General features: G+C 47.5%; 12 protein-coding genes and 1 pseudogene. 10 read left to right on the top strand and 3 right to left on the bottom strand.

Going from position 1 to position 12,639, the window contains the following annotated elements; genetic code table 11:
• The first annotated feature begins 660 nt into the window (after positions 1-660).
• The 6 genes from QNN86_RS16140 (at position 661) to QNN86_RS16115 (ending at position 6,557) form a co-directional block, all read left to right on the top strand.
• The gene (locus QNN86_RS16140; protein WP_414211700.1) at positions 661-1,848 is read left to right on the top strand and encodes an OmpP1/FadL family transporter; all 1,188 of its coding nucleotides are present in this window, start codon (positions 661-663) and stop codon (positions 1,846-1,848) included.
• A gap of 279 nt (positions 1,849-2,127) precedes the next feature.
• Positions 2,128-2,757, top strand: coding sequence for a winged helix-turn-helix transcriptional regulator (locus QNN86_RS16135; RefSeq protein WP_181619409.1), 630 nt, complete (start codon positions 2,128-2,130; stop codon positions 2,755-2,757).
• 109 nt (positions 2,758-2,866) lie between these two features.
• Positions 2,867-3,484 (top strand): outer membrane beta-barrel protein, encoded by a 618-nt coding sequence (locus tag QNN86_RS16130; protein WP_181619408.1) that lies wholly within the window; start codon positions 2,867-2,869, stop codon positions 3,482-3,484.
• A gap of 208 nt (positions 3,485-3,692) precedes the next feature.
• Positions 3,693-5,675 (top strand): alkyl/aryl-sulfatase, encoded by a 1,983-nt coding sequence (locus QNN86_RS16125; protein ID WP_414211698.1) that lies wholly within the window; start codon positions 3,693-3,695, stop codon positions 5,673-5,675.
• 112 nt (positions 5,676-5,787) lie between these two features.
• Positions 5,788-6,084, top strand: coding sequence for a DUF1778 domain-containing protein (locus QNN86_RS16120; RefSeq protein WP_168246960.1), 297 nt, complete (start codon positions 5,788-5,790; stop codon positions 6,082-6,084).
• Entirely contained in the window at positions 6,075-6,557 is a 483-nt protein-coding gene (locus tag QNN86_RS16115; RefSeq protein ID WP_181619406.1) for a GNAT family N-acetyltransferase, read from the top strand. The genes QNN86_RS16120 and QNN86_RS16115 overlap by 10 nt, the downstream gene beginning before the upstream one ends.
• A 203-nt stretch (positions 6,558-6,760) precedes the next feature.
• Here the strand turns inward: QNN86_RS16115 and QNN86_RS16110 are convergent, their stop codons facing one another.
• Positions 6,761-7,552 (bottom strand): SDR family oxidoreductase, encoded by a 792-nt coding sequence (locus QNN86_RS16110; protein WP_414211695.1) that lies wholly within the window; start codon positions 7,550-7,552, stop codon positions 6,761-6,763.
• A 148-nt stretch (positions 7,553-7,700) separates the two neighbouring features.
• On the opposite strand from QNN86_RS16110, the gene QNN86_RS16105 reads away from it, so the two are divergent.
• Positions 7,701-8,594 (top strand): LysR family transcriptional regulator, encoded by an 894-nt coding sequence (locus tag QNN86_RS16105; RefSeq protein WP_146716824.1) that lies wholly within the window; start codon positions 7,701-7,703, stop codon positions 8,592-8,594.
• Between the two features lie 34 nt (positions 8,595-8,628).
• On the opposite strand, the pseudogene QNN86_RS16100 reads toward QNN86_RS16105, so the two are convergent.
• Positions 8,629-8,901, bottom strand: a pseudogene (locus tag QNN86_RS16100) (aldo/keto reductase); the annotation flags it as partial.
• Between the two features lie 462 nt (positions 8,902-9,363).
• Between QNN86_RS16100 and QNN86_RS16095 the strand changes: the two are divergent.
• The 3 genes from QNN86_RS16095 to QNN86_RS16085 all read left to right on the top strand — a co-directional run bounded on the left by QNN86_RS16095 (position 9,364) and on the right by QNN86_RS16085 (position 11,489).
• Positions 9,364-10,413, top strand: coding sequence for an NAD(P)-dependent alcohol dehydrogenase (locus QNN86_RS16095; RefSeq protein ID WP_137363299.1), 1,050 nt, complete (start codon positions 9,364-9,366; stop codon positions 10,411-10,413).
• 104 nt (positions 10,414-10,517) lie between these two features.
• Complete coding sequence (locus QNN86_RS16090) at positions 10,518-10,673, top strand: cyclophilin-like fold protein (RefSeq protein ID WP_161959027.1); 156 nt, start codon at positions 10,518-10,520, stop codon at positions 10,671-10,673.
• A 24-nt stretch (positions 10,674-10,697) separates the two neighbouring features.
• Positions 10,698-11,489 (top strand): carboxymuconolactone decarboxylase family protein, encoded by a 792-nt coding sequence (locus QNN86_RS16085; RefSeq protein WP_414211692.1) that lies wholly within the window; start codon positions 10,698-10,700, stop codon positions 11,487-11,489.
• 87 nt (positions 11,490-11,576) lie between these two features.
• On the opposite strand, the gene QNN86_RS16080 is transcribed toward QNN86_RS16085, so the two are convergent.
• The gene (locus tag QNN86_RS16080; RefSeq protein WP_117342776.1) at positions 11,577-12,476 is read right to left on the bottom strand and encodes a LysR family transcriptional regulator; all 900 of its coding nucleotides are present in this window, start codon (positions 12,474-12,476) and stop codon (positions 11,577-11,579) included.
• Positions 12,477-12,639: the final 163 nt, after the last annotated feature.

Here is a 12,639-nt window from a genome sequence, read left to right as displayed (position 1 = left end):
CACCTCACTTATTGATCAGGTTTGAAAAAATGGAAGTATTTTTAACCCATTGAATCTAATCACATACTCAAGGCACACAGTTTTGCGAAGACGACGTCTTCGCAAGGGTTAAAAGTGGCGTTTTTATCTCACATGACATTTTTGTTATGATCATAACTATGGATTTTCCTGTGGCGACTTCACTCATACTTTATAATGAAAATATTAAATTTTCATTTCTTTACACTTGAGTTAATTATCACCGCGCGGTGCTGGCGCCCACCATTAAATAATGCTTCAGAGACCAATATGTATTGAGGAGTGGTAAGGTATGAGGACCTATGATTCTTTAAGCATTTTGGTCATTATTTAACAAACTAAGCCACTGAGGGTATGCAAACCCTGTGACGATCGTCAACGTAGTCTTATTCTTAATACTCTACGTAAAACAGATGATTTAAATGTGTTTTGTAATAGTGAAGTCGTAGTACTGAATTTGAAAATTTAATATTGGATCGATTTTGTCACGACACCACTCCAGTCCCCTGATTATGATGTTGCCGAAAACAATAAGACAATCTTTGCGAAACAGTGGGGTAACTCTATAGTTTTTAGAGAGACAGGCACGTTGTTAGCCATACTCCTTACACAAAAAGATTATCCATCAATGCAGGTAACCAAATGAAGAAAAAAATCATTCTCATCTCCGGGATGCTATTTTCAACGCTCAGTCATGCAAGTGCGCTCTATTTTTACGAAATAGGTACGGAAGATACCGCGCTAGCGGGAGCCGGGCAGGCCGCCCGGGCCCAGGATGCGTCAACGCTATTCACTAACCCCGCAGGCATGACTCGCTTACCTGACCACATGGTTACCACAGGATTGCAGGCAATGGGGGGAGATATTCCCTATTCGTTGAATAACGAATCGGCGGATCGACAAAGCCCCGGCAACGTCATGACAATTTTTCCTAATGCCAGTCTGTTTTATACACAGCAACTCAGTGATTCCGTTTCGGCGGGGATTGGATTATATGGCAACTATGGACTGGGTATCGATTTTGGCAACTGGGCAGGTGATCGGTTAATTAAAAAAAGTACGATGGTAGCAATGACCCTCAGCCCTGGGATGGCCTGGAAGTTGAATGATAAAGTCTCAGTGGGTGCGGCTGTGGGGCTAAACTATGGCTTTCTGTCGCTAACCCGAAATGTCGGGGGTAATGATGAGAAACAAAACGATCATGACTGGGCGACGAATTACCGTCTTGGCTTGCTAATGGATTTAACCGAACGCACTCGAGCAGGTATTACCTGGACCAGTAAGACCGATTATCATTTCAATATCGATGGAAAAGCGCGTTTCCCAAACCTGCCAAATGTTGAGTATGACCTGCCGATCTCCGCACAAGTTCGTGCACCTCAGCAGGTGATGTTGAGTCTGGTTCACGATATCAACACGCAGTGGTCGGTGATGGGCGATCTTGGCTGGCAGGACTGGAGTCAGTTTGGTAGCCCACAAGTAACCGTTAATGGTCAATCGAACGAACACGTCAATCGTATGAGAGATACATGGCATACCGCGTTAGGTGTACAGTATCGCCCTGATGAGCAGTGGCGAATTAATGCGGGAGTTGCGTTTGACAGCTCGCCGTACAAAACACAAAGTGATGTTTCTCTGTCGTTACCTACCGGCGACGAATGGCGATTTGGCACCGGGGCACAATACCAGATTACACCTGCCAGTAATATTGGGTTTGCCGTGGAGTACTTGCATATGCAGTCTTCTCAGGTTAAATCAGATACTTTTGCGGGCGAATATAAAAAACCGTGGCTTTGGTTTGCCAGCGTTAATTACAGCTATCAATTTTAGCGCAACATTTTAATAAACCCGGCTTTAGAATGATGCTAATAGTAACGGTTGTGGACTATTGAATTCACAACATCTGTTCCCGTGTCATACAGGGAGCGTGCAGCGGCATAATTAATCGTCTGTCGCTACCTGCTGGTGGCCTTTTCCATATGACATATCCTAATAAAAATAAATTTGTTCTTTTATTAATAGGAACCCTATGGCTGGAATATGGTCTATCTTCATTGAAGTTATCTTGGTTTACATCGTTAGCTCAATTGAAAGAGTACGGGTTTTATCATGCAAATTTTACCACCGGTACGTCCTGAACAAAGTATCCAACGCTTGACGCAAGCGCTTGAACCCATAGCCGAAAAACTCAATGTTGTGCCACGTCGGCGTATCCTTTGGATGCACAAAAATCAGCCTCAGTTGTATCTTTTTCTGCAAGGAGAGCTTTCTATTTTGCGTTCGTCGGATGGCCTACTGATCGTCACGGTCTATGAACCCCATCTGTTCGGTCTCGCGGAGATGCTCCAACCGATTCACGGTCATTTATTACGTGCAGAAACAGAGTCAACAATACTACGCGTCGATGCGCATAAAGCGCGAGAGCTGTTTCATAAAAATGGTTTATGGGAAGACGTTGCCTCCATAGTTTCCTACCATACAGGTTATCTCTTCTATCGTGATGATTTAGTGGTACAGCAGCGTACCTACTCAGTAATACGTAATCATCTGGAGGAGATGATGCTTTTACCCGAGGAAACACGCCAGCGAGTCGCTATTTTAGATTATATTCAAGAGCGTACGCACTTATCGCGTAGCAGCATTTTGAATGTCGTCTCCGCGTTAAAAAAAGGGGGTTATATTGATTTCGAACGCGGGGGGTATCTGACATCAATCAGCAGATTGCCTGAGAGGTTTTGAGTAAATCCAAAAATAAATAAAATATAGATTATCAACACAGCTTGAACATTCTATTGTGGGGGTACGTTATATTCGTCAAACATAGCTGTATTTCAACAATAGGTAAGATATGAAAAAGACAATTCTCACACTCATTATCGTTAACGCTTTTACCGCCACAACTGCTTTTGCAGCAGCCGATACAGGAACCTGGTATGCGGGTGGAAAATTCGGGTGGTCACACTATTTTGATAGCAGTACGACGCAACAGATGAATGACCATGGAAATAAATACGGTGATGTCGGCTTTGATAGCGATAATGTGGGAGGCGGTGTCTTTACCGGCTACCAAATTACGCCGTGGCTTGCTGTAGAAGGTGGTTACGATTATTTAGGCAATATGCAGTTTAATGGTAAAAACGGCGCATCAGGTTCCCAAATGAAAAGTCAGGGCATTCAATTGACCCTGAAAGCAAGTTATGGCCTGACCGACGCCTGGGATGTATATGGTCGGGCGGGGGCGATGGCGTATCGCGCGGAGTCTGATATTAAAGGCAATAACCGTTTTGACACCGGTGTGCGTCCGGTAGTCGCTGTCGGTACAGAGTATGCCTTCAATAAAAACTGGGCTGGACGACTTGAATATCAGTGGGTAAGCAACGTGGGCAACGAAAATCAGATTGGCGCCACCAGTGATATCAGTTCAGTCACCGCAGGGGTGTCATACCGTTTTGGTCAACATGACTGATATAGCGAATGCCTTTTTATTGCTATGGAGTTTAATGAAAGATAAATGAAAATTTATAATTGAACATCATTCTAATTAGGTCCCCTGGTTGCTGGTGTTAGTCTTTTATTATTGAACCATACAGGCTTACATTTTTACCCTTATACAACTTTTCTACATTCAAAAGAGTGGGGCGTTCCTGCTCATAAATTTTATTAGCCGAGGATTTATGCTACTTAATAAAATAGTGGGTTATATGATCATCGCAGGTGTGTGTTCCACATCATTAATGTCGCTGCCAGTTATGGCGCAAGAGGGAGCGAAAGATGCCACGGTACAAACGAAAAGTGCAAACGATGCGTTGTACGGGCAGTTACCTTTCAATGATAAAACTGATTTTTCTAATGCTCACAAAGGATTTATTGCTCCGCTTCCGGCTGACCTGATTAAAGGAAAACAAGGCAATATAGTCTGGAATCCGCAGCAGTATGCGTTTATTAAAGAAGGTGAAAAAGCGCCCGATACAGTGAACCCAAGCCTGTGGCGTCAGTCACAACTGATCAATATCGGTGGGCTTTTTGAAGTAACCGAAGGGGTTTATCAGATCCGAAATCTGGACCTTTCAAATATGACCATAATGGAAGGTAAAGAGGGTATTACGGTGGTTGATCCTCTGGTATCCGCTGAGACCGCAAAAGTGGGGATGGATCTCTATTATCAACATCGTGGAAAGAGACCCGTCGTGGCGGTCATTTATACTCACAGCCATGTTGACCATTATGGTGGTGTTCGCGGCGTCGTTGATGAATCCGACGTAAAATCCGGGAAAGTGAAGGTATATGCACCGGCTGGTTTTATGAAAGAAGCGGTATCAGAAAATATTATGGCAGGTAATGCCATGAGTCGCCGTGCCAGTTATATGTATGGCAACTTATTACAGCCCGATGCGAAAGGACAGGTTGGGGCGGGGCTTGGGACGACAACCTCCGCCGGGACGGTGACGCTGATTGAACCTACCAACTACATCACCCACACCGGGCAGAAAGAAGTTATCGACGGGCTGACCTACGATTTTATGATGGCTCCAGGTTCGGAAGCGCCATCAGAAATGCTGTGGTATGTAGAAGAGAAGGGCATGATTGAAGCGGCAGAAGATGTGACTCACACGCTGCACAATACCTATTCGTTACGCGGTGCGAAAATTCGCGATCCGTTGGCCTGGTCAAAATATATCAACGACGTGATTGGCCGCTGGGGTGGTAAAGCAAACATTATTATTGCTCAACACCACTGGCCAACATGGGGCAATGAAAATGTCGTAACGCTAATGAAGAGCCAGCGCGATATGTATCGCTACATTAATGATCAGACTTTACGCATGGCTAACCAGGGACTGACCCGTGATGAAATCGCGGCGAACTTCACGTTGCCGCCCGGTCTGGCAAAATCATGGGCCAGCCGTGGTTATTACGGTTCTGTCAGCCATGACGTGAAAGCAACCTATGTTTTTTACCTCGGCTGGTTCAACGGCAACCCGGCAACCCTCGATGAATTGCCACCCGTCGAAGCGGCAAAGAAATATGTTGATTACATGGGCGGCCCTGATGTCATTATGCAAAAAGCAAAAGCAGATTATGCCCAGGGCAATTATCGCTGGGTGGCGCAAGTTACGAACAATATCGTCTTTGCCGATCCTAACAACAAAGAGGCACGCAACCTCGAGGCCGATGCCCTGGAGCAAATGGGATATCAGGCTGAATCAGGTCCGTGGCGGAATTTTTATCTGACCGGTGCCCAGGAGTTACGCAACGGCGTGGTGAAAGGTGCGACACCAAATACGGCCAGCCCAGATACGGTTAAAGCTATGTCACCGGAGATGTTCTTTGATTATTTGGCGGTGCACATCAATGGCGAAAAGGCAGCAAATGCAAAAGCGGTCTTTAATGTCGATTTAGGCAATGACGGTGGCAACTATAAGCTGGAGCTGGAAAATGGCGTGCTTAATCATAGTGCTAACGTGCAGGCCAGTAACGCTGATGCTTCAATTGTATTGAACCGCGCGACCCTGAACAAAATCATCCTCAAAGAGGAGTCGCTAAAACAAGCAGAAGAAAAGGGCGAGTTACACGTCAGCGGTAATCACGCAAAACTTGACGAATTTCTCGGCTATTTAGACAGCTTCGACTTCTGGTTTAATATTGTAACACCTTGATTATGTAGAAGGTGAAGTTAAAACCCGCCGAATCAGGCGGGTGCAACTCAAGTTTCGTATAGCAATCTGCTACCAATTGGGCTAAGGTTTGTGTATAGCAATTTGTTACCATATGGAGAAACTCATGCAAACCAGCGCTCGTAAGCCAACTCGCGATAAACAAATTAATATCCGCGCGACTGATGAGGAACGCGCAGTGATTGATTATGCCGCAAGTTTGGTTAATAAAAACCGCACTGACTTTATCATTGAGAAGGCCGTGCATGAGGCCCAGAATATCATTCTGGATCAGCGTGTGTTCGTCCTGGACGATGCCCGATATCAGTCTTTCATTGAGCAGCTTGAAGCACCTGTACAAAATGTTGAGGGGCGTCAACGCCTGATGGATGTGAAGCCAGAATGGAAATAAACGTCACGGCGCCGGCGTTGCTGACCGAAGGGCATGAGCTCCAGCCATTCGATTGCGGTAATGAGGTGTTAAATGATTGGCTACGTCGCCGGGCGATTAAAAATCAGTACATCAACGCATCGCGCACATTCGTCATTTGTCTGGAGTCTACTCAGCGCGTAGTGGGTTACTATTCCATTGCAACTGGATCCGTGAGCCACGCTGACTTAGGGCGTAGCTTACGTCAGAATATGCCCGATCCTGTTCCGGTTGTTCTGTTGGGCCGTCTTGCTGTTGATGCTAGTACGCAAGGTCATAGTTTCGGAAAATGGCTGCTTAATGACGCTGTACTGCGCATTTCTAACTTAGCCGATCAAGTGGGTATCAAAGCCATCATGGTACATGCTATTGATGGCAAGGCCAGAGCGTTCTATGAATATTTTGGTTTCGTTCAGTCCCCAATAGCGGCAAATACGTTGTTCTACAAAATTTAAGCAACCGTATTGTTCCCGAATCGCCAGAATGCGTATTACTTGACCACTACAAATGAAAGTCCTGAAAGTCAAAACGGCAGGGTATAACCTCCTCTAAAATCTATGTTTGAAACTGGACTCATATCAGGGGAACTATCCCCCTCTGTACATTCAAATATACAGGCCTAAGCTGTCATGAGACTGACCGCTATTTGACAAAATTGTCAGGGTTGTAGATTGGTTGATTTTTTTGAATACAGGTTCAGCTCGTTAATAATGCACTCCGGTTCTTCCCTGAGAGGCATATTGTCTATGTCTAAAACCCCATCATTTTTATGTGGATCATCAGCCTGCAGGTCTGCAAACAGTGGCGTAAGATCCTGCTGTGCTTCGCCTCGTTCAGCCACCAACTCGAATGTTTTATTTTTTGCCTCGTCGTTGGTCAGGGCACTGACCAGGACCTGGGCGATTTGCTCTCGAGATATCACACCGTCTTCCGGCGTTCCCGCATGGCGACGATCTCCCTGGAACATCACGATTCTGTGCTCATCATCATTGTTGTAATCAAACCAGCCGGGCCTGACGATGGTATAGGGATGACCGCTGGCCCTGACCAGACGCTCGGCACGTCTTTTCCAGTCATGAACCTCAGTGCGCTGATTCCAGGTGCTGAGCCGTTCAGTCACGCCAATCGTGGTCATCAGGCAGATACGAACAGGTACACCCTTGAATATTCGTAAAATATTGCGTACTCCGCCGTAATCGATAGCGCGGGCACCAATTCGACCCTGACCATCAGAACCGAGTGTGAAGATGATGGCATCAATATCTTTCGGTAATTCGGTGAGTGTTTCAGGCATTGAAACATCGCCGTAAAAAATATCCGTTCCCCGAGGAAGCAATTTTACTTTGCGTTTATTTCTGACCAGCGCCATGGGCTGATGACCCATTTCAATAGCGGTATTGACGACATGAAGACCAATACTTCCTGTCGCCCCGGCAACGAGTATTTTCATGATAAACCTTCTGATAATGCAGACTTATTTTCGATACAGCCAGAATATCAATTATCATTATTGTCAGTAATAGGGCTAAAATGATTGTGTCTATGAACACCCTTCATGAGTGTGCGATGAAGGGAATGCCTCCATAAGGAAATCGCCTATGCTCAAAGAAAACTTCAACGAACTGCAAATCTTTCTTGTGGTAGCGAGGGAGCGAAGTTTTACCAAAGCAGCGGGTAAACTGGGCGTTTCTCAGTCTGCACTCAGCCACGCGATGAAGGCCCTGGAGGAAAGGCTGAATATCCGCCTTCTGACCCGCACGACTCGAAGCGTTGCCCCTACAGAGGCCGGTGAGAGAATTATTGCCTGCCTTGAACCGCGTATTGCCGATCTTGAACAGGAGCTGGAATCGCTGGTTCAACTGAACGGTACTGCCTCCGGCAATATCCGTTTATCTGCCGGGGAGCATGCCGCGCGAAGTCTGGTCTGGCCCAAGCTAAAACCCTTCCTCAGGGAATATCCGGAAATTAATCTCGAGCTGGTGGTTGATAACGGCTTTGTTGATATCGTCGAGGGGCGTTTTGATGCCGGGATCCGACTGGGTGAAAGCGTGGATAAGGACATGGTTGCGGTAAGAATTGGGCCGGACATGAGAATGGCCGTAGTGGGAGCCCCATCTTATTTCGCTACAAACCCTGCACCTGAAACGCCGCACGAGCTACAAAATCATCGGTGTATCAATATGCGCCTGCCGACAGCCGGTGGGCTTTACCACTGGGAGTTTGAGAAGGAAGGGAAACCGTTACGGGTCAGAGTGGAAGGGCAGGTCACATTTAATCTGCAGGCAGAAAGGATTGATGCGGCGTTATCCGGTTTTGGCATCGCCTGTATACCTGAAGACAGGGTGCAGGATTATATCAAGTCAGGAGAGCTTATTCAGGTTTTGCAGGACTGGTGCCCATCTTTCCCCGGATATTACCTCTACTACCCGAGCCGTAAGCAGCATCCGCCGGCTTTTGCGCTGTTGATCGATGCACTTCGCTATTCAGAGTAACGGGCCCGCATTTTGCTGTGGACCCGTTTGGGTATTAACGGCCTACGCGTACCTGGTGTTCAGGAGAATAACGTTCACCGACGATTTTAATCGTTTCAAGCGCCTGGGTTATCTGCCGTGAGTCATCCTGTGAAAGAACAATGTCGGCAGCCGCCAGGTTTTCTTCCAGCCGGTGTAGCTTGGTGGTACCAGGGATAGGAACAATCCACGGCTTTTGTGCCAGCAGCCATGCCAGCGCGATTTGTGCAGACGTCACACTTTTCTCTGCCGCCAGTTCACCCAGCAATGAGACCAGCTTTTCATTGGCTTAATCAAGGGGAGACGTTGCGATGAGGATAAAAACGCGGGTAAAACCAAAACAGTGAACGCGTTGATCGATTTTCTGATAGCCACAACGGTGTGATAAAAACCAGCAACCCACTGTTAAGTACAGAGCGGTGAATCTCGTGGACGTTTATGATGATCTCTGCGATTTATTAATTATGTTCATTATTGATATCACAATTGTGCTGTTGTGCGGAGAAAGTCGTTGTTGTTACCTTTATGAACGTTTTGACGAATAATCTTCGCATCAAAATGGCACCAATTCATTAATTGGCGCGTCTCTTGCCAGATAACTGCACGCGCTAACCAGAGGCTTTACTGATTCTGAAATTGAAAAAGGGCGTTGTTATTAACAATCGTTAACAGGCGATACGGCTTCATCTGTCATAATTATCTGATTGCATATTAAAACAACGCCATTTTTCCGTCACGATATGAGGTAGTTATGAAAACGGTTGGTTATGCAGCGCACACTGATGACGCGAAACTGGTTCCTTATCATTTTGAGCGTCGCGATTTACGTGAAAACGATGTCGCCATTGAAATACTTTACTGCGGCGTCTGTCACTCAGACTTGCATACGGTCAATGGGGACTGGGGCCCGCAGCCTTATCCTTTGATCCCGGGCCACGAAATTGTGGGTGTCGTCACGTCCGTGGGACCGCGCGTCAAAAAATATCATGTAGGCGACCATGTCGCCGTTGGCTGCATGGTGGATAGCTGTATGCACTGCGATCAGTGTGAGCATGGCGAAGAGCAATTCTGTCGTAACGGGATGACGCCTACCTATGGCGCACCGGACCGCTTGAGCGGTGAAATCACTCAGGGTGGATACGCCAAACATATTGTCGTCCGCGAAGAGTTTGTACTGCGCGTACCGGAAAATATGGACCTGGCAAAGACCGCACCGATCCTTTGCGCTGGTATCACCACCTTCTCTCCGCTGCGTACCTGGAACGTGGGTTTGGGAAGTCGCGTTGGCGTGATCGGATTAGGTGGCCTGGGTCATATGGCGGTTAAGCTGGCCGTGGCGATGGGAGCCGAGGTGACCGTCATCAGCCGCAATAAGAACAAAGAGGAAGAGGCAAAAGCACTGGGTGCGAAAGGAATTCTGCCTTCTTCTGATCCACAGTCATTGCAGGATTCAGCCTGCGCATTCGATTTAATTATTGATACTGCGCCCGTTAAGCATGACCTGAATATCTATACCCCATTATTAGATATTGATGGCTCGTTAGTCATTGTCGGCCAGGTTGGTCTGATGGATGAACCGCTCACGGTACCTCTGATCATGGGACGCCGTCGCGTTGCGGGTTCGCTGATCGGCGGCATTGCGGAAACTCAGGAAGTCCTGGATTTCTGCGCGAAGCATGATATCTATCCTGAGTGCGAAATGATTAGTATCGATCAGATAAACGATGCTTTCACCCGCCTTGCACAGGGAGACATGGCCCACCGTTTCGTCATTGATATGGCCTCGCTGAGCGCAGAGTAAGCAGATACTGCAGGGGAGGAGAAAATAAGTGACTTACCTTCCCGGTTGACCACCGAAGGTTCACCCGAAGGTTCACCCGAAGGAACGACAGCAAAAAAAGGGATATAACGATTTATGCCCCATGGGGAAATCTGGCTATTTTTTATAAATCCCATAGTTATGTGTCTGGCTTAATTAAACTGGGGCAATTAGATGAGCCTGACGCATTGCCCGTCCCCCCTGATGCCTACAGCGCCAGATTTGAACTGATGACAGAATAATCGTCACTCGGCGGGAGAACATGAATGATAAACAGGGCATTCCTGGCGATTGTTTCTCTGTTATTGATGAGCGGATGCGTTTCCCAAACCACGCAAAACAGGAGTTTGAAAATGACACCAGAAGATACACATGACGCTGTCGTTGAAGTCGCACCCGCTATGGCTGCGTATGCTGAACGATTTATTGAAAAGGATCTCTGGAAGCGTCCGGAGTTGTCGCGTCGCGACCGCAGCCTTGTCACAGTTGCTGCACTCATCAGCCGCAATGATACGGCTGAGCTTCCGCACTACCTTAATGTGGCGCTGGATAGCGGCGTTAAGCCTGCTGAAATCTCTGAAGTAATTACCCATCTGGCATTTTATGCTGGCTGGCCAAATGCCACCTCTGCGGCGCTGGTTGCCCGCAACGTCTTTGCGCAACGCCATATCGATACGGCGTCATTGTCAGGGGATAAAGTGGATTTCCTGCCTCTTGATAAAGCGTCGGAAAACCAACGTGCCACGATGGTTGAGTTAAACTTTGGCAAGGTATCACCAGGTGTAGTGAAATACACCACGGATGCGCTATTCCTTGACCTGTGGCTGCGGCCGGGTCTGGCACCACGGGACCGAAGCTTGATAACCGTCAGCGCACTGGTTACCGCCGGACAAGTGGCGCAAGTGCCGTATCATCTTAATCGGGCGATGGATAATGGTTTGACCCAGACTCAGGCCTCAGAGGTCTTGACACAGCTGGCCTTTGTGGCGGGCTGGCCAAACATTTTCTCGGCATTACCCGTATTTAAAGAGGTATTTACAGGCAGAAATCACGCCTGACGGATGACGATGAGCAAAAGCCAGGACCTGAACAGGTGCTGGCTTTTTTTGCGCAGAAAAGTGGGGCGTGAATCTGTCGGGGCCTATTCAGGGATGTTTGTAGTGGCGCAGCGCGTCAATAACGAGCTGGAAAGCTTTCGAGTGATTTCTGTTTTCCGGGTAGTAAATGTAATAACCATCCCAGTAAGGACACCAGTCTTCAAGGACGCTAATCAGTTCGCCGTGGGCGAGCTGTTTCTCAGCGATATCACGGGGAACATATGCCAGTCCGTATCCTTCTATGGCAGCCTGTAGATTCTGATAGATACGGCTAAACACAAGCTGACCGCTAACTTTGACGTTCAGGCTCTTACCCTCTTTTTCGAACTCCCAGACATACAAATTACCGTGAGTTGGAAACCGAAGGTTGATGCAGTTGTGATCAATAAGATCGTTAGGATGCTGCGGGTAAGGGTGACGGGAAAAATAGTCAGGAGAACCCACGACGGCAAAGCGTACATCCGGGCCGATACGCACTGAGATCATGCCATTAGATATTTGCTCTCCGAGCCGCGTTCCTGCATCAAAGCGGCCGGAGACAATATCCGTCAGCGCATAGTCATCAATCAGCTCCAGAGTAATATCCGGGTATTCCTTGAGTAGCGGCTCAAGCTTGGGCCAGATAACAGAGCCGATCGCATAATCTGACGTTGATATACGTACCGTACCGGCGGCTTTACTGTTGAGATCCTTCAGTGACTGTAATCGCCCCTGGATCCCATCGATATAAGGGCCGAGGTCATCCAACATGGATTGCCCTATATCGGTCAACGAAATACTGCGCGTGGTGCGGGTCAGAAGTTTCATCCCAAGACGGGATTCGAGGGTTCGAATGGTATGGCTGAGGGCTGATTGTGAAACGCCTAAATGCGCCGCTGCTTTGGTAAAGCTCTTTTCACGCGCGACGACTATAAACGCCATTAAATCATTAAGGTTTTCCCGTGCCAACCTGTGCCCCTTACTGCCAAAAGAGAGTGAAGGGGTAGTGTAGCGTAATGCATAGCGAAGGGGCACTTAATGGATGGGCAATTTACTGATTTTAACCGGGTTGGCTTCAGAGGGCGTAATTTATGAAAATCGTGCATAAGTCATATCAGATTTCGCGCCTTAC

This window comes from Citrobacter sp. C348 (genome assembly GCF_047467975.1).
Taxonomy (GTDB): Bacteria; Pseudomonadota; Gammaproteobacteria; order Enterobacterales; family Enterobacteriaceae; genus Citrobacter; species Citrobacter gillenii.
This window is presented reverse-complemented; position numbering and strand designations above follow the sequence as displayed.